Consider the following 23,755-nt stretch of genomic DNA (forward strand, 5'->3'; position numbering starts at 1 on the left):
GTAGCCGCTGGCCGGTGATCAGCCGCGCTCATCCCCGGTGCGGCTGCGCAGCAGCCGGCGCAGCGAGTCGAGACGCTCCCGGCCGGCCTCCCCGGCCCGCCCCTGGTCCACCCAGTCGTCCAGGGCGCACTCCGGCTCGTCGTGACCGCAGCCACGGGGGCAGCCCTGGGTACCGGGGGCCAGGTCGTCGAAGTGCTCCACGAAGGTGTCCGGGTCGACGTGGCCCAGGCCGAAGGAGCGCACCCCGGGGGTGTCGACAACCCAGCCGCCGCCGGGCAGCTCGAGGGCGATCGCCGCGCTCGAGGTATGCCGCCCGCGCCCGGTCACCGCGTTCACCGCACCCACCGCCCGGGAGGCGTCCGGCACCAGGGCGTTCACCAGCGTCGACTTGCCCACCCCCGAGTGGCCGATCAGCACGCTGGTCCGGTCGGCCAGCAGCTCGCGCACCCGCTGCACGGAGTCCCGGTCCAGCAGCGGTGCCCCGGGCTGCCCGCCGGCGCTGCGGGTGACGACGTGCGGGACGTCGAGCGCGGTGTAGTGCCGCAGGAAGTCCTCGGCCGGGGCCAGGTCGGCCTTGGTGAGCACCAGCAGCGGTCGGAGCCCGGCGTCGTAGGCCGCGACCAGGCAGCGGTCGACCATCCGCGCCCGCGGCTCCGGGTCCGCCAGCGCGGTGACCACGACCAGCTGCTCGGCATTGGCGACGATGACCCGCTCCACGGTGTCGCTGTCGTCGGCGCTGCGCCGCAGCACGGTCCGGCGCTCCTCGACCCGCACGATCCGGGCCAGGGTGTCCGCGGTCCCGGTGGTGTCGCCGACCATCGCCACCCGGTCGCCGACGACGATCCGGCTGCGGCCCAGCTCCCGGGCGCGCATCGCCATCACGACCTCATCCCCGACCCGGGTCGTGTAGCGGCCGCGGTCGACCGTCGTCACCACTCCGAGGACGGCGTCCGTGTGCGCGGGGCGCTCCTTGGTGCGCGGACGGGAGCCGCGCCGGGAGGCACGGATCGGCACGTCCGACTCGTCCAGGTGGTCGTAGCGCCCGCTCATCCGGCCGACCCTGTCGTGCCGCTGATGCCGCTGCCGCCGATGTTGCTGGTCGCGACCGCGCGCTCCCAGGCCCGGTCGAAGCCGGGGAAGGTCTTGCCCGCGGTGGCGACGTCGACGACCCGGACCCCGGGGACCCGGGCGCCGACCACCGCGGCGAACATCGCCATCCGGTGGTCGTGGTAGGTCTGCAGCGTCGCGGGCCGCAGCGGCGCGGGGTCGATGACCAGGCCGTCGTCGGTCTCCCGGGCGTCCGCGCCCAGCCGGGAGAGCTCGGTCACCAGCGCGGCGAGCCGGTCGGTCTCGTGCCCCCGAAGGTGGCCGATGCCCCGCAGCCGGCTCGGTCCCTGCGCCAGCGCGGCGAGCGCGGCCACGACCGGGGTCAGCTCGCCCACCTCGGAGAGGTCGAGGTCGACCCCCCGCAGGCGTCCGTCGGGGCCGCCGTCGGCGACCAGCCCGTCGGCGCTGAGCCGGGTGCCGGCGCCCATGGACGCCAGGATCGTGCGCATCCGGTCACCGGGCTGGGTGGTCACGGCGGGCCAGTCCGGGACGACGACGCGCCCGCCGGTCACCGCGGCGAGGGCGAGGAAGGGGGCCGCCGAGGACAGGTCCGGCTCGACCGTGACGTCGAACGGGTCGACCGGCCCCGGGCGCACCACCCAGCTGGTCGGGGTGGGCCGCTCGACCTGCACCCCGACCCGGGCCAGCACCTCGAGCGTCATCTCGATGTGCGGCAGGCTGGGGACGTCCCGCCCGACGTGCTCGAGGCGCAGCCCGTCGGGGTATGCCGCGCCGGCCAGCAGCAGCGCGGAGACGAACTGCGAGCTGGCGGAGGCGTCGATCGGCACGCGGGGGACGGGCCGGGCCGTCCTGCCCGCGCCGTCGCCCCCGCCATCGGCGTGGTCCTCGTGGTCGTCACCCAGGGTTCGACGCGGGCGACCGCTGCCGACGACGGTGAACGGCAGGGTCCCCCGGTCGTCGTCCTGCACGCCGATGCCGAGGGCCCGCAGTGCCGCGAGGACCGGCCCGACCGGGCGGGTCCGGGCGCTGGGGTGGCCGTCGAAGTGCACCGGGCCGGTGGCCAGCCCGGCCAGCGGTGGCACGAAGCGCATCACCGTGCCGGCCTGTCCGCAGTCGACGTCGGTGTCCCCGACGAGGCCCCCGGGCGGGGGTGTCACGGACCAGCGGCCCTCGTCCGTGTCGTCCACGAGGGCCCCGAGCGCGCGCAGCGCGGCCACCATCCGCTCGCTGTCCTGGGAGCGGAGCGGGTGCCGCAGGGTGCTGACGCCTCCGGCGAGGGCCGCCAGCACGAGCCAGCGGTTGGTGAGCGACTTGCTCCCCGGCACCCGCACCCGGGCGTGGACCGGTCCGGTGGGGGAGGGCGCGGCCCAGGTCGGTGCGTCCGTCATGCGGTCGGGCTCCTGTGGTCGGGTCGGGGCGACGTCACCGTCGCCAGGAAGGACCTGGCGTGAGTCAGCACGTCCTCCAGGTGGGTCGAGGGGGAGTGCGTCCCGGGGACGGCGTGCAGGCTCAGGCCGTCGTGCGGCCCCACCGCGTCCCGGATCTCCTCAGGGCTCCCCATCGGGTCCCGGGTCCCGTTCACCACCAGGACGGGGAGGCCCGCCTGCAACGGCAGGGCGAGCTCCTCGGCGCGGCTGCGCTCGGGGCGTCCGGGTGGGTGCAGCGGGAACGCCAGGCACAGCACCGCGGCCACGCCCTCGACGGCGGCGGACCCGGGTGCGCTGGTCCGGCACGCCACCCGCGCCCCGGCGCTGCGGCCGCCGTAGACCCAGGGCCGGGGCAGCAGTGGGGACGCAGCAGCGGCCTCCGGTGCCGACCCCTCCGCCAGGTGGGTGAGCACCTCCGACCACGCCCGGTCCAGACCCGCCGGTGGGCCGGCCACCCGGCGTCCGGCCACCCGCCAGGGCTGGTCCACCAGGGCCACCGTCCAGCCGTCCCGGGTCAGGTCGGTCAGCGCCAGCACGTCGGCGGCGTCCCGCCGGCCGCCGGCCCCGTGCCCGAGGAGCAAGGTCCCGCGGGCGGGTCCGCCCCCGGACAGCACCCGGACGTGGGCGCTGCCGTCAGAGGTGGGGACCTCGACGGGAGCGGGGGTGGGGTGGGTGTCGGTCGTCGTGCCGGTCACGGACCGACCACCTCCCCGGTGCCCGGGTCCACCACACCTTCCAGCTCGGCGGGGTCGGCCGGCTCCATCAGTGTGGGCCCGTTGCTGCGCGGGCTGCCGACCGCACGCCCCACGGGCCAGGCCCGGAAGCGGCCCGGGACCTGCGCCGCTTCGGTCAGCGACCGCACGTCGTCGGGGGAGGTGAGGGCGGGGTCGAGCCAGTCGCTCCACTGCGCGGGCTCCAGGGCCAGCGGCTGCCGGTCGTGGATGCGGTCCAGCCCCGGCTCGGCGGCGGTCGTGACGATGGTGAAGCTGACGACCCAGGACAGCGGGTCCTCGGCCGGGGACGCGGGGTCGCGCCAGAACTCGTACAGGCCCGCGAGCGCCAGCGGTGCCTCGTCGGCGCGGGAGACGAAGAAGGGCTGCTTGCGCGGCTTGCCCTTGGCGTCGGTGGCCACCGGGCTGGCCTGCCACTCGTACCACCCGGTTGCCGGCACCAGGCAGCGGCGGCTGGCGGCGGCCTTGGCGAACGCGGGCTTGTCCAGCAGGGTCTCCACCCGGGCGTTCGTCATCCGGGCACCGACGGAGGGGTCCGTGGCCCAGGACGGCACCAGGCCCCAGGTGAGCAGCCGCAGCTGGCGCAGCGGCGGCGCCTCCGGCTCCTCCCGCGGTCGCCGGGTGAGCACCACGGGGGCCTGCTTGCTCGGGGCCAGGTTGTGGTCCGGCTCACCGGCCGGGGGCTGCTGCGGGTTCTTCAGCACGCTGCGCGAGACCTGGTCGGTGGCGTCCAGGTCCACCTCGTAGGCCTCGACCAGCTCGTCCGGGTGTGCGCTGGAGGCATACCGGCCGCACATCAGCCCGACCCCCGGCTCACTGTCGGTACCCGGCGAGGAAGTTACCCATCCGCTCCAGGGCGTCCTTCAGGTCGGCCCCCCACGGCAGGGTGACCACCCGCAGGTGGTCCGGGGTGGGCCAGTTGAAGCCGGTCCCGTGCACCACCAGGATCTTCTCCTGCTCGAGCAGGTCGAGGCACAGCTGCACGTCGTCCCGGATCTCGTGCACCTCGGGATCGAGGCGGGGGAAGACGTAGAGGGCCCCGGACGGGCGGACGCAGCTGACCCCGTGCATGGCGTTGAGCAGGGAGACGGCGACGTCCCGCTGCTCGGCGAGCCGTCCTCCGGGGCGGACCAGCTCCTCGATGCTCTGGTGCCCCGAGACCGCGACCTGGATGGCGTGCTGGGCCGGCACGTTCGGGCACAGGCGGGTCGAGGCCAGCAGCTCCACGCCCTCCAGGAAGCCCTTGGCGTGGGCGGTCGGTCCGGTGATGGTCACCCACCCCGCCCGGTAGCCGGCCACCCGGTAGGTCTTGGACAGGCCGTTGTAGGTCAGGCAGAGCAGGTCGGGTGCCAGTGAGGCCAGCGAGACGTGCTCGGCGTCGTCGTAGAGGATCCGGTCGTAGATCTCGTCGGCCATCAGCAGCAGCGAGTGCTCACGTGCCACCTCCACGAGCTCCTCCATGACCGCCCGCGAGTAGACCGCGCCGGTGGGGTTGTTGGGGTTGATCACGACGATGGCCTTGGTACGCGGGGTGACCTTGGCACGGATGTCCTCGATCGAGGGGTTCCACCCGTCCTCCTCGTCGCACCGGTAGTGCACCGGTATGCCCCCGCCGAGGCTGGTGGCGGCGGTCCACAACGGGTAGTCGGGAGCCGGTACCAGCACCTCGTCCCCCTGCTCGAGGAGCGCCTGGAGGGTCATCATGATGAGCTCGGAGACGCCGTTGCCCAGGTAGACCCGGTCCACGTCGAGGTCGGGGAAGCCCGGCACGTCCTGGTAGCGGGAGACGACGGCGCGGCGTGCGGGCAGGATCCCGCGGGAGTCGGAGTACCCCTGGGCGTCCGGGAGCGCCGCGATCATGTCCTGGACGATGATGTCGGGCGCCTCGAAGCCGAAGGGTGCGGGGTTGCCGATGTTGAGCTTGAGGATGCGGTTGCCCTCGGCCTCGAGCGCGGCGGCCCGGGCGGCGACCGGCCCCCGGATCTCGTAGAGGACGTTCTGCAGCTTGACCGGCTGGGTCAGCGGGCGCAGCGGTGGTCGGCTCGTCGGGCTCACCGGCCCATCGTCCCACCCGCGGGCCTCCCGGCCGCAGAGGCGTGCCCGGGAACGACCAGGCCCGGCAACGACCGGGCCCGGGAATGACTCGGTCGTGGTGCGGCGTTCTCGGGAGGTCCGTCGTCTGCACCAGGAGGCAGTGTTGCTCGCCACCCAACTCACCCCCGGCCCACGGGTCGGTGACTTCGCCGTGGTCGGCAGCCACGGGATAGGCTGGGCCTCGATGAACACCGACCAGCCGGCCCTCGATGTCGATGTCGACGTCTTCGACGATGCCAACGTCGACGTGGCGACCGAGTCGCCGGAGGACCGCGCGGCGCGGTTCGAGCGCGAGGCGATGCCGCTGCTGGACCAGATGTACAGCGCCGCCCTGCGCACCACGAGGAACCCGACCGACGCCGAGGACCTGGTCCAGGAGACCTACGCGAAGGCGTTCGCGGCCTTCCACCAGTACCGGCCCGGGACCAACCTGCGCGCGTGGATGTACCGCATCCTGACCAACAGCTACATCAACAGCTACCGCAAGAAGCAGCGTCAGCCGCTCGAGTCGGACGCCGCGGAGGTCGAGGACTACCAGCTGGCGCGTGCCGCGTCGCACAGCTCCAGCGGGCTGCGATCCGCCGAGGCCGAGGCGCTGGACCACCTCCCGGACAGCGATGTCACCCGGGCGCTGGCGACCATCGGCGAGGACTTCCGGATGGCGGTGTACCTCGCCGACGTCGAGGGCTTCGCCTACAAGGAGATTGCGGAGATCATGGACACGCCGATCGGTACCGTGATGTCTCGGCTGCACCGTGGACGCAAGCAGCTGCGCGAGCTGCTCACGGACTATGCCGTCGAGCGCGGCTTCGTGAGGCCGGGTGAGGGATCGTGAACGAGATGTCACGGGAGAGCGGGGTCGACTGCGCCGACGTGCTGCTCCGGTTGATCGAGTTCGTCGACAACGAGAGCCTGCCGCTGGACGCCGACCGGATCCAGGCGCACCTGGACGAATGCGGGTCCTGCCTGGCCGAGTACGACCACAACGTCCTGGTGAAGGCGCTGATCCGGCGCGCCTGTGTGCGCCAGAACGCCCCGGACGAGCTGCGCACCCAGATCCTGACGCGGATCACCAGCGTGACGATGGTCCGGCGCGAGGAGTGACCTGACGCTGCCCCGCGACGAGCGCGGGACATGACGAGGGCCGACCGGGAGATCCCGGTCGGCCCTCGTCGTTACCCGAGTGGGTCAGGCGTTCGGCTTGCGGCCGTGGTTGGCCGCCTTCTTCTTGCGGTCACGACGCTTGCGGGCGCGCTTGCTCATCTGAGTTCTCCTCGGCGTGTTGTGGTCCCTGCCAGTGTCCCATACGCTCGGGACAGGGCCGGGAGAGTGACCCATGTCACAGGAAGGGTAAAGGTTTGTCCAAGAATGTATCGGGTGGGGCAGGAGGTGCTCCATACACCATTTTGCTGTGAGAACATGAGTCTAAGACCGGCGACCTGGCCGGTCCCGCCCGTGCCCCAGTCCTCGGGGTCACCAGACGGAAGGACATCATCGTGATGCACCTCATTCTCGACTTCTTCTCCACCGGCTTCTCCTCCGGCGCCTTCGACGCGTTCAGCGCTGTGATCGACGTCGTCTCTTGGGAAGACAAGAAGTAACCCCTAGCAGCACGAGGGGCGCGGATCGGTCCGATCCGCGCCCCTCGTCGTTGCGTGTCGCGGTCCTGGTCGGCGGGATGTCGCTGGCGGCGGCGGGGCTGGTCTGGTGGACCCTGGTCTCCCTGCAGCCCACCGCCGGCGTCAAGCTGGGAGGCCTCGCGATCCTGCTCGGGCTGGCCATCATGGGCGTCCTGCTGCGAGAGCGTGGGCTCGGTCCCAGCCTGGGCGTGTCCGTCGCCACGGTGGTGATGGCGGCCGCCATCCCGGTCGCCGGCCCGGTGGGTGCGGCGACCGCGGTGGGCCTCGCCTACCTCGCGGACGTCCGTGCCCGGACCTGGCGCACCCGCCTCTTCAACACCGCGATGACCGCGCTGATGGGGGCGGTCGGGGGCGTCTGCTACATCCTGCTCGGTGGCGTGCTGGTCAACGACGCCCCCAACTCGGGGCTGGGGCTTGTCCTCCACGTCGGCCTGCCCCTGGTGGTGGCCTACGCGGTGATGACCGCAGTCAACGTGCTGTGCATCGGGGCCATGTCGGCGGCGGTCCGCGGCACCCCGGTGCTCGGGATGGCGGGCTCCGTCCTGCGCAGCCTGGGCTGGGGGTACATGGGGCACGTGGTCATCGGCTTCCTCTTCGTCGTGCTCTGGGGGCCGGTGGATCTCGGCGCGACCGCGGCGCTGTTCGTCCTGGGGCCGCTGCTCGTCGCGCACTGGACCATCGGCCGGGAGGCCCTGGCCCGGAGGGAGCACCAGGAGACGGTGACCACCTTCGTCGCGGCCCTGGAGCAGTCCGACCCGGCCTCGGTCGGGCACAGCGCGCGGGTGGCCGACCTGGCCGAGGCGCTGGGCAGCCAGCTGGGGGTCCGCGGGCCGCGGGCCGAGGAACTGCTCTACGCGGCCCTGCTGCACGACATCGGGATGGTCGTGGTGCGACCGGAGATGCCCGCGGACCCGCGCAGCGAGGAGGTCTCCTTCCTCGGTGCGTTGAGCGCGCACCCGCAGGCCGGGGTCAGCGTGCTCGGGGGGCTCGACTTCCTGGAGAGCGCGCTCCCCGCGATCCGCCACCACCACGAACGCTGGGACGGTCGCGGCTACCCGTCTGGGCTGAGCGGCGAGGAGATCCCGCTCGCGGCTCGGATCATCGCCGTCGCCGACGCCTTCGACGCGCTCACCTCGGCCGGTGCCACCGGGCCGGAGGCGGTGCTCGAGCAGCTGGAGCAGCGAACCGGCAGCCACCTCGACCCCGCCGTCGTGGCGGCCCTGCGCTCGGTGCTGGACCGCCCGCTGGTCGGCAGGTTCGCCGAGGGCCAAGGGCCGCGGACCGCGAGCCAGGAGCCGCGGGCGGTCCCGGACCACGACCACCCGGACGTCAGCGACTCCTTCGCCGACTGGCAGCTGGACCCCGTGGGACCGTACGGATGAGCGCGGCCCTGCGTAGCACCCCTGCACGAGGAGGACGCCGATGATGCTGACCTGGGGGATCGCCCTGGTGGCCCTCGTCATCATGGTCGTCGGTGAGATGTGGCGGATCGCCTCACCTGGACCGGTGGGCGAGGCGCCGCTGTCCCAGTCGACCGCGGTGGCCCTGGCGATGGCCACCGCGTGGACGCCGCTGGCGGCCGGCGCCCCGGACCCAGGGGGCGTCGGTGGCCTCGTCGGGCCGCTGCTGCTCTCCACGACCGCCGTGCTCGTCGTCGCGCTCACCCGTCGCCACCTGCGCCACCTGCGCCACGACCTGACCCGGCTGGTCCTGCCGGTGGTCCTCGCCGGTCTGCTGGTCCGGCTGCCGCTGCCGGGGGATCAGACCCTGATCGAGCGCACCGGGACCCCGCACGGGGGCCCTGTGGTCACCGCCCTGATGCTGCTGGCGGTCGCGGTCGTCGCGGTGACCGCGCCGGTGCTGCTGCGTGCCGTGCGACGCGGCCTGGGGGGCCACGAGCCGCTGCGCACCAGCATCGTGGTGGACGTGGGCCGGCACGGCCCGGTGGCGTTGGCGACCGCGTCCACCGCGGTGGTGATGGCGCTGGCGCTGAGCCACCTGGGCCCGGCCAGTCTGCTCATCGCCCTGGTGCCGTTGCTGGTGCTGCAGCCGGCGGTGGCCCGGCAGCGGCGGATCCGGCTGGCCCAGCGACAGACGGTCTTCGCCCTGGCCCGGCTGCCCGAGGAGGCCGGGCTGACCGCGGTCGGGCACGGGGCCCGGGTGGCCGCCCTGGCGGTCCCGGTGGCCCGCGAGCTGGGCGTCGAGGGCGCCGACCTCCCCGACGTGGAGGCCGCTGCCCTGCTGCACGACATCGGTCAGGTAGGGCTGTCCAGGCCGGTGCCCGGAGGGGCCACCGTCGAGGTCTCCGGCCGTGACCAGCGCCAGATCGCCGCCATCGGTTCCGCGATCCTGGCCCGCACCGCGGAGCTCTCCCGGTTGGCCACGGTGGTCGCGGACGTCGGGGTGTCCCACCACCGGGCGTTGGAACGCGGGGACGTCTCGGTGGTGGCCCGGATCCTGCGGGTGGTCTCCGCCTACGACGACCTCACCGGACGGGCGACCCGGCTGACCGGCGGCGGCAGCCCGATCAAGGCGCTGGACCGGATCCAGCGCAGCACGCCGCACGAGTACGACCCGCTGGTGGTGGACGCCCTCGTCCGGCAGCTCGAGCGTCGAGGGGTGCTCTCACCCGCCCAGGGTGCTCTGCTCCGCACATGACGCAGGGCCGCCCCGCGACGGCGGGGCGGCCCTGCGTCAGCAGGCGTGAGCGGGCTCAGGCCTTCTTGGTCTCCCAGAAGATCTCGGCGATCCGGTCGATCTTGGCCAGCAGCTCGTCCGCCCGGGCGACGTCGAACTCGCCCTTCGTGCCGGAGGCACCGGCGAGCTTGGTGGCCTCGTTCACGAGACCGTGCAGCTCGGGGTACTTCTCGAAGTGCGGCGGCTTGAAGTAGTCGGTCCAGAGCACCCACAGGTGCTCCTTGACCAGCTGCGAGCGCTGCTCCTTGATGACGATGGCGCGGGTGCGGAAGTCGGGGTCGTCGTTGCCGGCGACCTTCTCGCAGATCCCCTTGACGGACTCGGCCTCGATCCGTGCCTGAGCGGGGTCGTAGACACCGCAGGGCAGGTCGCAGTGCGCGCTGACCTCGATGGTGGGGGCGAAGAGAGTGAACATCAGCCATCCTTAATGCGTGGGTCGGGCAGGGCTCCAACACCCCCAACGGTAGCCTGAGCGGGTGCTGCTCGCGATCGATACCGCCACCGGGACCGTCGGCGCCGCCCTGCACGACGGGGATCGGGTGCTGGCCGAGCACGTGGCGCACGACGTGCGACGGCACGCCGAGCTGCTGGCCCCGGCGGTCGCCGACGTGCTCGCCCAGGTCGGGGCCGGACCCGCCGACCTCACCGCCGTCGTCTGCGGTGTCGGGCCGGGTCCGTTCACCGGTCTGCGGGTGGGGGTGGTGACGGCGCTGGTGCTGGCCCGCACCCAGGACCTGGACGCGCCGCAGGGGATCTGCTCGCTGGACGCCCTCGCCCACCAGGTCGTCGACCGCCACCAGGGCGAGCTGCTGGTCGCCACCGACGCCCGCCGCAAGGAGGTGTACTGGGCGCGCTACCGGCTCGAGGACGGGTGGGCCCGCCGGGTCGAGGGTCCGGGCGTCGCCCGCGCCCAGGACCTGCCGGAGACGCTGCGTCGGCTGCCGACGCTGGGCAGGGGCCCGGAGCTGTATCCCGAGGCCCTGCCGAACCCGCTGGCCGACGGACCGGTGGACCTGTCGCCGGGGGCCCTGGCCGACCTCGCCGCGGCCCTGCGGCGGAACGCGCACCCCGACGCCGGGTCGGCACTGCTGCCCCCGGTGCCGCTCTACCTGCGCCGCCCGGACGCGGTCGCGATGGCGGGGTCGTGAGCGGCCCACCCGGTATGACGGTGCGCGAGGCGGGCTGGCGCGACATCCCCGCGATGGGCGAGGTGGAGCGCGCCGCCTTCGACGACCCGTGGAGCGAGGCCACCCTCTGGGCGGAGCTGGCGGCGCGTCCGCGGCGCCACTACCTGGTCGCTACCGACGGCTCCGGGGTGCTGGCCCACGCCGGGCTGGACCTGACGGGGGAGGTGGCGGACGTGATGACCCTGGCCGTGCACCCGGCGGCGCGGGGACGGGGCCTGGGGGCCTGCCTGCTCGAGGAGCTGCACGGGCTGGCTCGGGACGCGGACGCCACCAGCATGCTGCTGGAGGTGCGCGCCGACAACACGGTGGCGCACCGGCTCTACCTGAGCCGGGACTACCGCCTCATCCGGACCCGCCCGGGGTACTACCCCGGGGGTGTCGACGCGCTGGTCCTGCGCAAGGAGCTGACATGAGCGAACCGTTGATCCTGGGGATCGAGTCGAGCTGCGACGAGACCGGGGTGGCCCTGGTCCGGGGCTCCACGCTGCTGCACGACGCCGTCGCCAGCAGCGTGGAGGAGCAGGCGCGCTTCGGCGGCGTGGTGCCCGAGGTGGCCAGCCGGGCGCACCTGGAGGCCATGGTCCCGACCATCGACCGGGCGTGCCGCGAGGCCGGCGTCCGCCTGCGGGACGTCGACGCGGTCGCGGTGACGGCCGGTCCGGGGCTGGCCAGCGCCCTGATCGTCGGGGTGGCCGCCGCGAAGGCGCTGGCCCTGGGACTCGGGGTCCCGATCTACGGGGTGAACCACCTGGCCGCGCACGTGGCGGTCGACGTGCTCGAGCACGGTCCGCTCCCGGAGCCGACCGTCGCCCTCCTGGTCAGCGGCGGACATACCAACCTGCTGCGCGTTGACGACATCAGCGAGCGGATCACCTCGCTGGGGCACACCCTGGACGACGCCGCGGGGGAGGCCTTCGACAAGGTGGCCCGGGTGCTCGGGCTGCCCTACCCCGGGGGCCCGCACATCGACCGGGTGGCCGCCGACGGCGACCCGCGGGCCATCACCTTCCCGCGCGGGCTGACCACCGGCCGGGACCTGCACAGGCACCGTTTCGACTTCTCCTTCTCCGGGCTGAAGACCTCGGTGGCGCGCTGGGTCCAGGTGCGCGAGGCCGCCGGGGAGCCGATCCCCGTCGCGGACGTCGCCGCCTCCTTCCAGGAGGCGGTCGTCGACGTGCTCACCGCGAAGGCGGTGGCCGCCTGCGCCGAGCACGGGGTCACCGACCTGCTGATCGGCGGTGGGGTGGCCGCGAACAGCCGGCTGCGGGCGGTCGCCGAGCAGCGGTGCGCGGCGGCGGGCATCCGGCTGCGGGTGCCCCGCCCGGCACTGTGCACGGACAACGGGGCGATGGTCGCGGCACTGGGTGCCCAGGTGGTGGCCAGGGGCCGGCACGCTTCCCGCCTGGACCTGCCCACCGACTCCTCGCTGCCGGTGGGACAGGTGCGGCTCTGACGCCGGAGGGGACGACGGTCCGGGTGTGACCACCCTCACGCCGCGTCGCCTTGCCGAGGTGACCCCCGAGGCGGACAGTGGTACCTCGTGCGTGTGATCCTGGCCCACCCGGCCCGCATGGTGACCCTGGGCTTCCTGCTGGTGATGCTCGTGGGGACCGCCCTGCTGCTGCTGCCGGTGGCCTACACCCCGTCCGGTTCCGGCGACCTGCTGGTCGCGGCCTTCACCACCGTCTCGGCGCTGTGCGTCACCGGCCTGGTCACCGTGGACACCGCGAGCTACTGGTCACCCTTCGGTCAGGCGGTGATCCTGGTGCTCATCCAGATCGGCGGTTTCGGGGTGATGACCCTGGCCACGCTCATCGCGCTGACCGTCCGCGGGCGGTTGGGGCTGCGCACCTCGCTGGCCGCCCAGACGGACACCCACAGCCGGTCGCTGGGGGACGTGCGCGGCATCGTGGGCCGGATGCTGCGGCTGGTGCTCGTCATCGAGGGGGTGGTCTTCGTCGCCCTCACGCTCCGGTTCCGCCTGGGCTACGACTACGCCTGGGACCGGGCCCTGTGGCACGGGCTCTTCCACTCCGTCTCCGCCTTCAACAACGCCGGTTTCGCGCTCTACGCCGACAGTGTCATCGGCTTCGCGCAGGACATCTGGGTGATCGGACCGCTGTGCGTCGCCCTGGTGCTGGGGGGCCTGGGTTTCCCGGTGCTGAAGGAGCTGCTGCGCGGACGCCGGCCACGGACCTGGACGGTGCACACCCGGCTGACGGTGTGGGGGTCGGTGCTGCTGATGGTGATCGGTGTCGCCGCCTTCTGGGTCTTCGAGTCGGGTGCGAGCGGGACGATGGCCGGCCAGTCCCTCGGCGGCCGGGCGGTCGGCGCGCTCGGCGGCGGGCTGTTCCCGCGGACCGCCGGCTTCAACGGTGTCGACTACGGCGCGGTGACCGAGGAGACCCAGGCGATCACGATGATCCTGATGTTCATCGGCGGCGGCAGCGCCGGGACCGCCGGGGGGATCAAGGTGACCACCTTCCTCATCCTGGCCGCGGTCATCTGGTCCGAGGTCCGCGGTGAGCCGGACGTGGTCATCGGTCGTCGACGGATCGGCGCCGCGGTCCAGCGGCAGGCGCTCTCGGTGGCGCTGCTGGCGGTCGGCCTGGTGATCTCCGCCACCGTGCTGATGATGATCCTCACCGACCTGCCGGCGCTGGACCTGGGCTTCGAGGTGATCTCCGCCTTCGCCACCGTCGGCCTGTCCACCGGCATCACGGCGGCCGTCCCGGCCTCGGGGCAGGTCCTGCTGATGGTGCTCATGTTCCTGGGCCGGCTCGGCCCGATCACGGTGGCGGCCGCGTTGGCCCTCAACACACGCCACCGCCACTACCGACTCCCCGAGGAGCGACCCATTGTTGGCTAGGAAGAAGCGCGGTCCCGAGCAGTCCGCCCCCACCGTGCTGGTGGTCGGGCTGGGCCGGTTCGGCACCGCCGTGTGCGAGTCCCTCGTCCGGCAGGGGGTCCAGGTGCTGGCCATCGACACCGACGAACGCCGGGTGCAGCGGTATGCCGACGAGGTCACCCATGCCGCGACGGCCGACGCCACCGACGGCGAGGCGATGCGCCAGCTGGGTGTCGAGGGCGTGGACCGGGCGGTGGTGGCGATCGGCTCCGACATCGAGGCCAGCGTGCTCAGCGTGATCACCCTCAGCGAGGCCGGTGTCGACCAGATCTACGCCAAGGCGATCACCCGTAAGCACGGCAAGATCCTGCAGAGCATCGGCGCCACCCACGTCATCTACCCGGAGTACGTGATGGGCCAGCGGATCGCGCACATGGTCACCGACGGCGTGGCGGACTACCTGGAGTTCGAGGACGAGTTCGCCATCGCCCGGTGCCTGGCCCCGGTGGAGACGTGGGACCGCACCCTGGCCGAGTCGGCCGTGCGCTCGCGGCACACCATCACCGTGGTTGGCCTCAAGCGACCCGGAGAGGCCTTCACCTACGCGGTGCCGGAGACGGTGGTCGAGCAGGGTGACGAGCTGGTGGTCTCCGGGCGGATCGCCGACGTCGAGCGCTTCGTGGCGCTGCCCCGGAGCCGGACGCGACGCTGACCGGCGAGCTCACCGGGGCTCGACGACCAGTGCCCGCGGGGTGCCGGCCACGCTGGTCAGGACCAGTGTCACGTCCTGGTCACCGGTCGGTCGACGGGGCAGCCGCAGGTCGCGCCGGAACGCCTCCGGGTCGGTCCGCACCCCCCGCTTCTTCACGGTGAGCGAGGCCACCGACCGGGACCGGAGCCAGGCGCGCACCGCCTTAGGGTGCAGCGGGAGCACCTCGCGGACGGCATACCAGCGCGCCCACGGCAGGTCGACCGGCGTGGGGGCGGTGACGTAGCCGGTGCCGGTGTCCAGCTCCCTGCCCCCGCAGGCGTGCGACAGCGCGTGGGTGAGCCCCGAGGCGAGCACCGCGCGGTCCGGTTCGGCGATCCAGGGCTGCAGGTCGACCTCGCTGTCCAGCCGGTCGGCCGGCGCACCGGCCGGCGCGGGCACCTCGTGCCAGACCACCCCGGCGGGGCCGGAACGGCCGATGACGGCCGCACGGCCCGGGGAGTCGACGGCGCCACCCCACCACAGCGTGCACTCGACCACGTCCCCGTCCAGCGAGACCCACTCGGCCAGGGTCCCCTCCGGCACCTGCCCCCGGGGAAAGGTGGGGGAGAGCTTGGCCACGGTCGCCCGGGCCTGCCCAGCCACCTGCTGGACCCGTGACCAGGAGGGGGAGAGGTCCTCCAGCCGGGTCAGCCGGCGGGTTCGACCGCTGGCGTCGGCGAGCCCGGGCGTACGGCGGGCGGGATCCAGGAAGGCACCCTGGTCGGGCGGGACGGTGACCTCGTCGGCATCGCCCTCGACCACCCGGACCCCGGGGTGGGCGGACAGGTTGGCCCGGGCGGCGGCGGCCACGGTCGGGTCGGACTCGACCGCCGTCACCGCCAGCCCGGCCTCCGCCAGGGCGAGCGCGTCCAGCCCGAGGCCGCAGCCGAGGTCGTGCACGTGCTCCACCCCGGAGCCGGCCAGCCTCGCGGCCCGACGGGCCGCCACCGGCGGCCGGGTGGCCTGCTCCGCCCCGTCGGCGGTCAGCAGCAGGTCGTCGACCAGGTCGCCGAGGCGGGGCCGGGCGCGGGCGCGCAGCCGCGACTGGGTGAGGGCCGCTGCCACCAGCTCCGGGTCGTGGCCCTCGCCGCGCAGCCGCTGGGCCAGGCGCAGCGCCTCACCCTCCCGGTAGGGGGGCAGGGCGGCGAGCAGCTCGGCCCCGACGCCGTCCTGCAGGCGCCGCAGCAGGTCGGCCGGGAGGTGGTCGCTCATCCCCCCATTCTGCGGGCCGGTAGGTTGTCGGCATGTCCCGACTCCTTCCCCGCAAGTACCGTCGGCTGCTGCGCCGGGGCCGACGCTGGGCGATGGCCGGTGCCGGGGCCGTGGTGGCCGGCCAGCTGACGCTGGCCGCGGGGATCACCGCGGCCGACGCGCTGCGCAAGCGGCGTGACCACGAGGAGCGGGACGCCCCGGTCCAGGACCCGACGACGATCGAGGTGAACGGGGCGGAGGTCACCACCTACACCTACGGCCGGTACCTCTACGACGACATGATCGCCGCGATCGACGGCGCACGTGACTACGTCTACCTCGCCTCCTACATCTGGAAGGGCGACGACGTCGGTCAGGACTTCAAGGAAGCCGTGCTGCGGGCCGCCGAGCGGGGCGTGCTGGTCTGCCTGGTCTTCGACGGCTTCGCGAACCTGGTCGTCCCCCGGGAGTTCCAGCGGTTCCCGGAGGGGGTGCACGTGCTGCACTTCCCGGTGCTGCGGACCACGCTGCCGATCATCGACTTCCGCGCCTCCGGCCGGGACCACCGCAAGATCCTCGTCGTGGACGGGCGGGAGGGCTTCGTCGGCGGCTACAACATCGGCTCGTTGTACGCCACCAGCTGGCGGGACACCCACGTGCGCGTCACCGGGCGTGCGGTCTGGGAGCTGCAGAACGCCTTCGTCGACTTCTGGAACCGGCACCGCGGCGCGCGCCGCCCCGTCCTGCCGGACACCGGCACCCCCGACTGGGAGACCACCGTCCGGGCCGCCCGGAACGAGCCCAGCCGGGCCAGCTACCCGGTCCGCGCGCTCTACCTGGAGGCGATCGACCGGGCGGTGCAGCGGATCTGGATCACCCAGGGCTACTTCATCCCGGACAAGGAGATCCTGCACGGGCTGCTGACCGCGGCCGCTCGCGGTGTCGACGTCCGGGTGGTCATGCCCGAGCGCTCCAACCACGTGGTCGCCGACGTGGTCGCGCGGTCCTACTACACCACCCTGCTCGAGGGCGGGGTACGCCTCTTCCTCTACCAGGACGTCATGGTGCACGCGAAGACGATGACCGTGGACGGCGAGTGGGCCACCATCGGCACCGCCAACATCGACCGGCTCTCGATGCTCGGCAACTACGAGATCAACCTCGAGATCGTGGACCGGGCGCAGGCGGCCCAGATGGAGCAGATCTTCCGCACCGACCTCGGCTACTGCCGCGAGCTCACCCTGGGGGAGTGGGAGGAGCGCGGGCTGCACCACCGTGTCGTGGAGCGCTTCCTGCAGCCGTTGCAGGTGCTGGTCTGAGGCCCCGGGTCCGCGACGCGCTGGCACTCGGCTTGACCGAGTGCCAGGTGCCTGCCTAGATTCGACCTAGCACTCTCGGCACGCAAGTGCCAGCCGCGAGCGCTGACCGACCCCCGCGACGGCGGTGGGCGCCAGCGGTGGAGTGACGACCACGCAGCACAGACCATCCCGACCGGTGCGCCGGTCGGCCCAGGAAAGGGAAGGTAACCGTGTCGGTTTCCATCAAGCCGCTCGAGGACCGGATCGTCGTCAAGGCCGTCGAGGCCGAGCAGACCACCGCCTCCGGCCTCGTCATCCCGGACACCGCGAAGGAGAAGCCCCAGGAGGGCGAGGTCCTCGCGGTCGGACCGGGCCGTATCGACGACAACGGCAACCGCGTCCCCATGGACGTCACCGTGGGCGACCGCGTCATCTACAGCAAGTACGGCGGCACCGAGGTGAAGTACTCGGGCGAGGAGTTCCTCGTCCTCTCGGCGCGCGACGTGCTCGCCATCGTCGGCTGACAGCCCCCCGGCTGTCCGTCGGACACCACGACTGACCGTGCCCGCCCCGGCCGCCGACCACCGGTGTCCGGGGCGTGCGCATGAGTGACGCACCATCACACATACCTCGAAAGGAGCTGTCCGCCTGTGGCGAAGCAGCTGGAGTTCAACGACAAGGCGCGCAAGTCGCTGGAGCGGGGCGTCGACGCCCTGGCCAACGCCGTCAAGGTGACGCTCGGCCCGAAGGGCCGCAACGTCGTCCTGGACAAGAAGTGGGGCGCCCCCACCATCACCAACGACGGCGTGACCATCGCCCGTGAGGTCGAGCTGGAGGACCCGTACGAGAACCTCGGGGCCCAGCTGGCCAAGGAGGTCGCGACCAAGACCAACGACGTCGCCGGCGACGGCACCACCACCGCCACCGTGCTGGCCCAGGCCATGGTCAAGGAGGGCCTGCGCAACGTGGCCGCCGGCGCCGCCCCCTCGGGTCTCAAGCGCGGCATCGACGCCGCCGTCACGGCCATCAACGACCGCCTGCTGGAGACCGCGCGCGAGCTCGAGGGCCGCGACGAGATCGCCCAGGTGGCCGGGCTGTCCGCCCAGGACCCGGAGATCGGCGAGCTCATCGCCGACGCCTTCGACAAGGTCGGCAAGGACGGCGTCATCACCGTCGAGGAGTCCTCGACCACTGCGATGGCGCTCGATTTCACCGAGGGTATGCAGTTCGACAAGGGCTACCTCTCGCCGTACTTCGTGACGGACACCGACCGGATGGAGGCCGTCCTGGAGGACGCCCTCGTGCTGCTGCACCAGGGCAAGATCTCCAAGGTCGCCGACCTGCTCCCGCTGCTGGAGAAGGTCGTCGGCGAGGGCAAGCCGCTGCTGATCATCGCCGAGGACGTCGAGGCCGAGGCCCTGTCGACCCTGGTGGTCAACAAGGTCCGCGGCACGTTCAACGCCGTCGCGATCAAGGCGCCGGGCTTCGGTGACCGCCGCAAGGCGATGCTGCAGGACATGGCCATCCTCACCGGTGGCCAGGTCGTCGCCGAGGAGGTCGGGCTGTCCCTGGACTCGGTCGGCCTCGAGGTGCTCGGCAGCGCCCGCCGGATCGTCTCCACCAAGGACACCACGACCATCGTCGAGGGCAACGGCGACGCGCAGGCCGTCCAGGACCGGGTGGCCCAGCTGCAGGCCGAGTCGGCCGCGTCCGACTCCGACTGGGACAAGGAGAAGCTCGCCGAGCGGATCGCCAAGCTCGCCGGCGGCGTCTGCGTCATCCAGGTCGGTGCCCACACCGAGGTGGAGCTCAAGGAGAAGAAGCACCGCATCGAGGACGCCGTCTCGGCGACCCGCGCGGCCATCGAGGAGGGCATCGTCGCCGGTGGCGGGTCCGCCCTGGTGCACGCCGCCTCGGCGGTCGACGACCTGGACCTGTCCGGTGACGAGGCCGTCGGTGCCGCGGTCGTCCGCCGCTCGGTGGCCGAGCCGCTGCGCTGGATCGCGGAGAACGCGGGTCTGCAGGGCTACGTCGCGACCACCAAGGTGGCCGAGATGGGCGTGGGCCACGGCCTGAACGCGGCGACCGGTGAGTACGGCGACCTGTTCGCCGCCGGCGTCATCGACCCGGTCAAGGTCACCCGTTCGGCGCTGCGCAACGCGGCCTCGATCGCCGCCATGGTGCTCACCACGGACACCCTGGTCGTGGACAAGCCCGAGGACGACGACGAGGGCCACAGCCACGGGCACAGCCACTGAGCTGAGCCCCTTGCACGACGCAGGCCCGGCAGGAACATCACGTTCCTGCCGGGCCTGCTTCGTGCCGGGCCGGGTGTCGGCCGCGGCTGCCGGGGATCAGCCCCCGGGGTGCCGGCGCGGCGGTGCCGCGTCCTCCTGCTCGTAGTGGGCTGCCCGCTCCTCCTCGGTCATCCCGCCCCAGACCCCGTAGGGCTCCCGGACCGTGAGGGCGTGCGTGCGGCACCGCTGCAGCACCGGGCAGCCGGCGCACACGGTCTTGGCCCGCTCGTCCCGGCGGCGCCGGGCGGGGCCGCGCTCACCCTCGGGATGGAAGAAGACCTCGGGGCTGGTGGTCCGGCAGGCCCCCTCGAACTGCCACTCCCACAGGTCCGCGACGGGACCCGGCTGGTGTGCACTGTCAGCCACGGGAAGGGGCTCCTCTCGGAGGGACACGGACGGACCGATCGTACTGTGCCCTCCTGCCCACGGACGAACAGCCGCCCACGCCTAGACTCGGACCATGACCTCCGGTGACACCCCCGGCCCGCACGACCCCTTCGCGACCCTCGGGCTGACCTACGACGACGTGCTCCTGCTGCCCGGGGAGACCGACCTCTCCCCGGACGAGATCGACACCACCAGCCGGCTGACGAGGGAGATCTCCCTGCGGCTGCCGCTGGTGTCGGCGGCGATGGACACCGTCACCGAGGCCCGGATGGCGATCGCGATGGCGCGCCAGGGGGGCATCGGGATCCTGCACCGCAACCTCTCGATCGAGGACCAGGCCTACCAGGTGGACCTGGTCAAGCGCACCCAGACCGGTCGGATCACGAACCCGGTGACGATCGGCCCGGACGCCACCCTGGAGGACCTTGACCACGTCTGCGGCGAGTACCGCGTCTCCGGGCTCCCGGTCGTCGACGAGGGTGGCCACCTGCTCGGCATCTGCACCAACCGCGACCTGCGCTTCACCCCGGTCGCCGAGTGGGACCGGACCCTGGTCCGCGACGTGATGACCCCGACGCCGCTGGTGACCGCCCCGGCGGACGTCAGCCGGGAGGAGGCGACCGCCGTGCTGCGGGCGCACAAGCGCGAGCGGCTGCCGCTGGTGGACGAGGAGGGCCGGCTGCAGGGGCTCATCACCGTCAAGGACTTCGTCAAGAGCGAGCAGTACCCGTTCGCCTCGAACGACGCTCAGGGACGGCTGCTCGTCGGCGCCGCGATCGGCTACTTCGGTGACGCCTGGGAGCGGGCCACCACCCTGGTGGACGCGGGGGTGGACGTGCTGGTGGCCGACACCGCGCACGGTCACGTGCGGATGCTCACCGACATGGTCCGCCGGCTGAAGAGCGACCCCGCCACCCGGCACGTCCAGGTGGTGGGCGGCAACGTCGCGACCGGCGCCGGTGCCGCCGCCTTCGTCGAGGCGGGGGCGGACGCGGTGAAGGTGGGGGTCGGCCCCGGGGCCATCTGCACGACCCGGGTGGTGACCGGGGTCGGGGTGCCGCAGCTGACCGCGGTGCACGAGGCATACCGGGTGGCGCGGGAGGCGGACGTCCCGGTGATCGCCGACGGTGGGATGAAGTACTCCGGCGACATCGCCAAGGCGCTGGTCGCCGGCGCCGAGTCGGTGATGATGGGCTCGATGCTGGCCGGCTGCGAGGAGAGCCCGGGGGAGCTGATCTTCGTCAACGGCAAGCAGTTCAAGAGCTACCGCGGGATGGGCTCGCTGGCCGCGATGAGCTCGCGCGGCAAGGCCTCCTTCTCCAAGGACCGCTACTTCCAGGCGGAGGTGGCCAGCGACGACCAGCTCGTCCCCGAGGGGGTCGAGGGCAAGGTCGCCTACCGGGGCATGGCCAGCGCCGTGGTGCACCAGATGGCAGGCGGGCTGCGGCAGGCGATGTTCTACGTGGGTGCCCGCTCGGTGCCCGAGCTGCGAGAGCGGGGTCGCTTCGTGCGGATCACCCAGGCCAGCCTGCAGGAGTCCCACCCGCACGACATCGAGATGACCGCCCAGGCCCCCAACTACGGCTGAGGAACCCGTGCCCGCAGGGCGGGTCACGGCCGGGAGGAGCCGCCGCGGCAGGTAGCCTGACCCGGTGAGCGAGATCGAGATAGGACGCGGAAAACGAGGCCGTCGGGCGTACTCCTTCGACGACATCGCGGTGGTGCCGTCGCGGCGGACCCGTGACCCGGAGGACGTCTCGATCAGCTGGCAGATCGATGCCTACCACTTCGAGCTCCCGGTGATCGCGGCACCGATGGACTCGGTGGTCTCCCCGTCGACCGCGATCGCGATCGGCCGGCTCGGCGGGGTCGGCGTCCTGGACCTCGAGGGGCTGTGGACCCGCTACGACGACCCCACCGACGCGCTCGCCGAGATCGCGGCGCTGGAGGGTGAGGCGGCGACCGCCAGGATGCGCGAGCTGTATGCCGCGCCGGTCCGCGCGGAGCTCATCACCGAGCGGCTGCGCCAGGTGCGCCAGGCCGGGGTCACCGTGGCCGGTGCCCTCTCCCCGCAGCGCACCCAGCAGTACTGGAAGGCGGTGGTCGACGCCGGGGTCGACCTCTTCGTGATCAGGGGCACCACGGTCTCGGCCGAGCACGTCTCCAGCCGGCAGGAGCCGCTCAACCTCAAGCGCTTCATCTACGAGCTCGACGTCCCGGTGATCGTCGGTGGCGCCAGCACCTACACGGCCGCACTGCACCTGATGCGGACCGGGGCGGCCGGCGTGCTGGTCGGCTTCGGTGGTGGGTCCACGCACCGCACCCGCACCGCCCTCGGCATCCACGCCCCGTTCGCGACGGCCATCGCGGACGTGGCCGCCGCCCGCCGCGACTACCTGGACGAGTCCGGGGGCCGCTACGTGCACGTCATCGCGGACGGCGGCACCAGCGTCTCCGGCGAGCTCGTCAAGGCCGTCGCCTGCGGTGCCGACGCGGTCGTGCTCGGCGCGGCCCTGGCGCGGGCGCAGGAGGCCCCCGGCGGTGGGTTCCACTGGGGGAGCGAGGCCCACCACCCGGAGCTGCCGCGCGGGGAGAAGGTGCACGTGGGCACCGTCGGGACCCTGGAGGAGGTCCTCGTCGGCCCGGCCCGGACCGCCGACGGCACGACCAACATGATGGGCGCCCTGCGCCACGCCATGGCGACCACCGGGTATACGGACCTCAAGGAGTTCCAGCGCGTCGAGGTGGTGGTGGCTCCCTATGGCGAACGCTGAGCACGGGTCGATGACCGTCAGCCAGGACCCGGTCCACGTGCGTCGCCGCCGGGTGGTGCTGATCGGACTGCTGGTCGCCCTGCTCGTCGTCGGGTGGGGTCTGACCCGGGTCCTCGGCGGCGGCGACGGTGCCGCCGCACCGGCCGCGCAGGAGAACGGCGAGGCTGCTGCGTCCGGGACCGACGACGCCGGGGATGCCGAGGACTCCGGCGACGGAGACGCCGAGACCGCCGAGGGTTCGACCGAGGACGACGGCAACGGCGACGGCGACCCCACGACGGAGGCCGAGGCCGAGTTCTGGCAGCAGCAGCCCGGCGACCCCGAGCACGCCAGCGACACCACCGCCCTGGAGCAGGTCGACTACCTCACCGGCGGGCTCACACCGAAGTCGGTGATGGCCTCCGGGCACGGGCTGATGATCGCCAACAACATGATGTACAGCCACACCTCGACCGTCTTCGACAGCCGGACCCGGGAGCAGGTCGCGGTGCTGGACGACTCCCTGGAGCTGGCCGACTTCGGGATCGAGGGGCACCCGGGCACCTCGAAGGGGTCGCCGGTGGAGGCGGTCTGGACCGAGGACGGGCGCTACGCCTACGTCTCGCAGTACACGATGTACGGCGAGAACTTCGGCGTCGAGGGCTTCGACGCCTGCACCCGGGACAGCGGCGTCGGACGTTCGTTCGTCTACCGCTTCGACGCGCAGGAGATGGACTGGGACCAGGTGATCGGGGTCGGCGCGGTGCCCAAGTACCTGGCGATCAGCCCGGACCAGTCACGGCTGCTGGTGAGCAACTGGTGCGACGAGACCATCTCGGTCATCGACACCGAGAAGGCCGAGGAGGTCGGCGTCATCCCGCTGTCGGCGGCACCCCGGGGCATCGTCATCATGCCCGACAACAGGACCGCCTACGCGGTGGCGATGTATGCCGAGCAGCTCTACAAGCTCGACCTCGAGGAGGGCAGCGCCGAGGTCGTGATGAGCACGGCGCTGCGACCGCGGCACCTGAACCTCGCCGACGAGGGCCGCACCCTCTACCTCACCACCAGCGCCGGCAACACGATCTTCAAGATCGACACCAGCACCGACGAGATCGTCGACCAGGTCCAGCCCGGGCTGGAGCCCCGCAGCGTCACCCTCTCCCCGGACGAGAAGGCGCTCTACGTGGTGAACTACAACGACGCCTCGGTGGCCAAGGTCCGCACCTCCGACATGGAGGTCATCGACACCGTGCCGGTGGACGCCAACCCGATCGGGATCGACTACGACCCGGTCACGAACACCGTCTGGGTCGCCTGCTACGGCGGCAGCATCTACGTCTTCGACGACCAGAGCACCCTGCTCTGACGTCCAGCCGCGTCACC

General features: G+C 72.7%; 24 protein-coding genes. 15 read left to right on the plus strand and 9 right to left on the minus strand.

Annotated features, from left to right (window positions below; translation table 11 throughout):
• Positions 1 to 18 precede the first annotated feature (18 nt).
• Genes rsgA through ACI3EY_RS12345 form a run of 5 tightly spaced genes read right to left on the minus strand, consistent with a single transcriptional unit; the run spans position 19 to position 5,281 of the window.
• Complete coding sequence (gene rsgA, locus ACI3EY_RS12325) at positions 19 to 1,050, minus strand: ribosome small subunit-dependent GTPase A (protein ID WP_405040566.1); 1,032 nt, start codon at positions 1,048 to 1,050, stop codon at positions 19 to 21.
• The gene (locus ACI3EY_RS12330; protein WP_405040567.1) at positions 1,047 to 2,456 is read right to left on the minus strand and encodes a 3-phosphoshikimate 1-carboxyvinyltransferase; all 1,410 of its coding nucleotides are present in this window, start codon (positions 2,454 to 2,456) and stop codon (positions 1,047 to 1,049) included. Before ACI3EY_RS12330 ends, rsgA begins: the two co-directional genes overlap by 4 nt.
• Positions 2,453 to 3,190, minus strand: coding sequence for an alpha/beta hydrolase family protein (locus tag ACI3EY_RS12335; RefSeq protein ID WP_405040568.1), 738 nt, complete (start codon positions 3,188 to 3,190; stop codon positions 2,453 to 2,455). The genes ACI3EY_RS12330 and ACI3EY_RS12335 overlap by 4 nt, the downstream gene beginning before the upstream one ends.
• Positions 3,187 to 4,023 (minus strand): SOS response-associated peptidase, encoded by an 837-nt coding sequence (locus tag ACI3EY_RS12340; protein WP_405040569.1) that lies wholly within the window; start codon positions 4,021 to 4,023, stop codon positions 3,187 to 3,189. The genes ACI3EY_RS12335 and ACI3EY_RS12340 overlap by 4 nt, the downstream gene beginning before the upstream one ends.
• Positions 4,024 to 4,039: 16 nt before the next feature.
• Entirely contained in the window at positions 4,040 to 5,281 is a 1,242-nt protein-coding gene (locus ACI3EY_RS12345) for a pyridoxal phosphate-dependent aminotransferase (RefSeq protein ID WP_405040570.1), read from the minus strand.
• Positions 5,282 to 5,504: 223 nt separating this feature from the next.
• Here ACI3EY_RS12345 and ACI3EY_RS12350 point away from each other — a divergent pair, with 223 nt between their 5' ends.
• Entirely contained in the window at positions 5,505 to 6,155 is a 651-nt protein-coding gene (locus tag ACI3EY_RS12350) for a sigma-70 family RNA polymerase sigma factor (protein WP_405038322.1), read from the plus strand.
• Between the two features lie 5 nt (positions 6,156 to 6,160).
• Positions 6,161 to 6,424, plus strand: coding sequence for a mycothiol system anti-sigma-R factor (gene rsrA / locus ACI3EY_RS12355; RefSeq protein ID WP_405038350.1), 264 nt, complete (start codon positions 6,161 to 6,163; stop codon positions 6,422 to 6,424).
• Between the two features lie 84 nt (positions 6,425 to 6,508).
• On the opposite strand, the gene ACI3EY_RS12360 is transcribed toward rsrA, so the two are convergent.
• Positions 6,509 to 6,583 carry a 50S ribosomal protein bL37 gene (locus tag ACI3EY_RS12360; protein WP_373288732.1) on the minus strand — a complete coding sequence of 25 codons (75 nt, stop codon included), beginning with the start codon at positions 6,581 to 6,583 and terminating at the stop codon, positions 6,509 to 6,511.
• 388 nt (positions 6,584 to 6,971) lie between these two features.
• Here ACI3EY_RS12360 and ACI3EY_RS12365 point away from each other — a divergent pair, with 388 nt between their 5' ends.
• Together ACI3EY_RS12365 and ACI3EY_RS12370 are read left to right on the plus strand one after the other, a co-directional pair.
• A complete protein-coding gene (locus tag ACI3EY_RS12365; RefSeq protein WP_405040571.1) occupies positions 6,972 to 8,342 on the plus strand; it encodes an HD-GYP domain-containing protein in 1,371 nt (456 codons plus the stop codon).
• A gap of 40 nt (positions 8,343 to 8,382) precedes the next feature.
• Positions 8,383 to 9,618, plus strand: coding sequence for an HD-GYP domain-containing protein (locus tag ACI3EY_RS12370; protein WP_405040572.1), 1,236 nt, complete (start codon positions 8,383 to 8,385; stop codon positions 9,616 to 9,618).
• 55 nt (positions 9,619 to 9,673) lie between these two features.
• Here the strand turns inward: ACI3EY_RS12370 and sodN are convergent, their stop codons facing one another.
• Positions 9,674 to 10,072: a superoxide dismutase, Ni gene (gene sodN, locus ACI3EY_RS12375; RefSeq protein ID WP_434056918.1), complete on the minus strand. Its 399-nt coding sequence runs from the start codon at positions 10,070 to 10,072 to the stop codon at positions 9,674 to 9,676.
• 61 nt (positions 10,073 to 10,133) lie between these two features.
• On the opposite strand from sodN, the gene tsaB reads away from it, so the two are divergent.
• The 5 genes from tsaB (at position 10,134) to ACI3EY_RS12400 (ending at position 14,404) form a co-directional block, all read left to right on the plus strand.
• The gene (gene tsaB / locus ACI3EY_RS12380) at positions 10,134 to 10,805 is read left to right on the plus strand and encodes a tRNA (adenosine(37)-N6)-threonylcarbamoyltransferase complex dimerization subunit type 1 TsaB (protein ID WP_405038319.1); all 672 of its coding nucleotides are present in this window, start codon (positions 10,134 to 10,136) and stop codon (positions 10,803 to 10,805) included.
• Entirely contained in the window at positions 10,802 to 11,257 is a 456-nt protein-coding gene (gene rimI / locus ACI3EY_RS12385; RefSeq protein WP_405038318.1) for a ribosomal protein S18-alanine N-acetyltransferase, read from the plus strand. The genes tsaB and rimI overlap by 4 nt, the downstream gene beginning before the upstream one ends.
• Positions 11,254 to 12,297 (plus strand): tRNA (adenosine(37)-N6)-threonylcarbamoyltransferase complex transferase subunit TsaD, encoded by a 1,044-nt coding sequence (tsaD, locus tag ACI3EY_RS12390; RefSeq protein WP_405040573.1) that lies wholly within the window; start codon positions 11,254 to 11,256, stop codon positions 12,295 to 12,297. Before rimI ends, tsaD begins: the two co-directional genes overlap by 4 nt.
• 87 nt (positions 12,298 to 12,384) lie before the next feature.
• A complete protein-coding gene (locus tag ACI3EY_RS12395; protein WP_405038316.1) occupies positions 12,385 to 13,713 on the plus strand; it encodes a TrkH family potassium uptake protein in 1,329 nt (442 codons plus the stop codon).
• Entirely contained in the window at positions 13,703 to 14,404 is a 702-nt protein-coding gene (locus ACI3EY_RS12400) for a potassium channel family protein (protein ID WP_405038315.1), read from the plus strand. The genes ACI3EY_RS12395 and ACI3EY_RS12400 overlap by 11 nt, the downstream gene beginning before the upstream one ends.
• 9 nt (positions 14,405 to 14,413) lie before the next feature.
• Here the strand turns inward: ACI3EY_RS12400 and ACI3EY_RS12405 are convergent, their stop codons facing one another.
• A complete protein-coding gene (locus ACI3EY_RS12405; RefSeq protein WP_405040574.1) occupies positions 14,414 to 15,655 on the minus strand; it encodes a THUMP-like domain-containing protein in 1,242 nt (413 codons plus the stop codon).
• A 32-nt stretch (positions 15,656 to 15,687) separates the two neighbouring features.
• Here ACI3EY_RS12405 and ACI3EY_RS12410 point away from each other — a divergent pair, with 32 nt between their 5' ends.
• The 3 genes from ACI3EY_RS12410 (at position 15,688) to groL (ending at position 19,190) form a co-directional block, all read left to right on the plus strand.
• Complete coding sequence (locus ACI3EY_RS12410; protein WP_405040575.1) at positions 15,688 to 16,953, plus strand: phospholipase D-like domain-containing protein; 1,266 nt, start codon at positions 15,688 to 15,690, stop codon at positions 16,951 to 16,953.
• 209 nt (positions 16,954 to 17,162) lie between these two features.
• Positions 17,163 to 17,456 carry a co-chaperone GroES gene (groES, locus tag ACI3EY_RS12415; protein ID WP_405038312.1) on the plus strand — a complete coding sequence of 98 codons (294 nt, stop codon included), beginning with the start codon at positions 17,163 to 17,165 and terminating at the stop codon, positions 17,454 to 17,456.
• 126 nt (positions 17,457 to 17,582) lie between these two features.
• Positions 17,583 to 19,190 (plus strand): chaperonin GroEL, encoded by a 1,608-nt coding sequence (groL, locus tag ACI3EY_RS12420; RefSeq protein ID WP_405038311.1) that lies wholly within the window; start codon positions 17,583 to 17,585, stop codon positions 19,188 to 19,190.
• 96 nt (positions 19,191 to 19,286) lie between these two features.
• Here the strand turns inward: groL and ACI3EY_RS12425 are convergent, their stop codons facing one another.
• Positions 19,287 to 19,595 carry a WhiB family transcriptional regulator gene (locus ACI3EY_RS12425; protein WP_405038310.1) on the minus strand — a complete coding sequence of 103 codons (309 nt, stop codon included), beginning with the start codon at positions 19,593 to 19,595 and terminating at the stop codon, positions 19,287 to 19,289.
• Positions 19,596 to 19,689: 94 nt separating this feature from the next.
• Between ACI3EY_RS12425 and guaB the strand changes: the two genes are divergently transcribed.
• The 3 genes from guaB (at position 19,690) to ACI3EY_RS12440 (ending at position 23,738) form a co-directional block, all read left to right on the plus strand.
• Positions 19,690 to 21,204: an IMP dehydrogenase gene (guaB, locus tag ACI3EY_RS12430; RefSeq protein WP_405038309.1), complete on the plus strand. Its 1,515-nt coding sequence runs from the start codon at positions 19,690 to 19,692 to the stop codon at positions 21,202 to 21,204.
• A gap of 64 nt (positions 21,205 to 21,268) precedes the next feature.
• On the plus strand, positions 21,269 to 22,390 hold the full coding sequence (locus tag ACI3EY_RS12435) for a GuaB3 family IMP dehydrogenase-related protein (RefSeq protein ID WP_405038308.1): 1,122 nt from the start codon (positions 21,269 to 21,271) through the stop codon (positions 22,388 to 22,390).
• Positions 22,377 to 23,738 carry a YncE family protein gene (locus tag ACI3EY_RS12440; protein ID WP_405040576.1) on the plus strand — a complete coding sequence of 454 codons (1,362 nt, stop codon included), beginning with the start codon at positions 22,377 to 22,379 and terminating at the stop codon, positions 23,736 to 23,738. The genes ACI3EY_RS12435 and ACI3EY_RS12440 overlap by 14 nt, the downstream gene beginning before the upstream one ends.
• Positions 23,739 to 23,755: the final 17 nt, after the last annotated feature.

It is taken from the genome of Serinicoccus shuyuelongi, from assembly GCF_045032955.1.
In the GTDB taxonomy this organism is placed as follows: Bacteria; Actinomycetota; Actinomycetes; order Actinomycetales; family Dermatophilaceae; genus Ornithinicoccus.

Bases quoted from the DNA above. Each gene is read 5' to 3' on its own strand.
- ACI3EY_RS12440 (WP_405040576.1), top strand. From the start codon at position 22,377: ATGGCGAACGCTGAGCACGGGTCGATGACCGTCAGCCAGGACCCGGTC.
- ACI3EY_RS12370 (WP_405040572.1), top strand. From the start codon at position 8,383: ATGATGCTGACCTGGGGGATCGCCCTGGTGGCCCTCGTCATCATGGTC.
- sodN (WP_434056918.1), bottom strand. From the start codon at position 10,072: ATGTTCACTCTCTTCGCCCCCACCATCGAGGTCAGCGCGCACTGCGAC.
- ACI3EY_RS12330 (WP_405040567.1), bottom strand. From the start codon at position 2,456: ATGACGGACGCACCGACCTGGGCCGCGCCCTCCCCCACCGGACCGGTC.
- ACI3EY_RS12350 (WP_405038322.1), top strand. From the start codon at position 5,505: ATGAACACCGACCAGCCGGCCCTCGATGTCGATGTCGACGTCTTCGAC.
- ACI3EY_RS12340 (WP_405040569.1), bottom strand. From the start codon at position 4,023: ATGTGCGGCCGGTATGCCTCCAGCGCACACCCGGACGAGCTGGTCGAG.
- ACI3EY_RS12405 (WP_405040574.1), bottom strand. From the start codon at position 15,655: ATGAGCGACCACCTCCCGGCCGACCTGCTGCGGCGCCTGCAGGACGGC.
- rsrA (WP_405038350.1), top strand. From the start codon at position 6,161: ATGTCACGGGAGAGCGGGGTCGACTGCGCCGACGTGCTGCTCCGGTTG.
- ACI3EY_RS12410 (WP_405040575.1), top strand. From the start codon at position 15,688: ATGTCCCGACTCCTTCCCCGCAAGTACCGTCGGCTGCTGCGCCGGGGC.
- rsgA (WP_405040566.1), bottom strand. From the start codon at position 1,050: ATGAGCGGGCGCTACGACCACCTGGACGAGTCGGACGTGCCGATCCGT.
- tsaD (WP_405040573.1), top strand. From the start codon at position 11,254: ATGAGCGAACCGTTGATCCTGGGGATCGAGTCGAGCTGCGACGAGACC.
- guaB (WP_405038309.1), top strand. From the start codon at position 19,690: ATGACCTCCGGTGACACCCCCGGCCCGCACGACCCCTTCGCGACCCTC.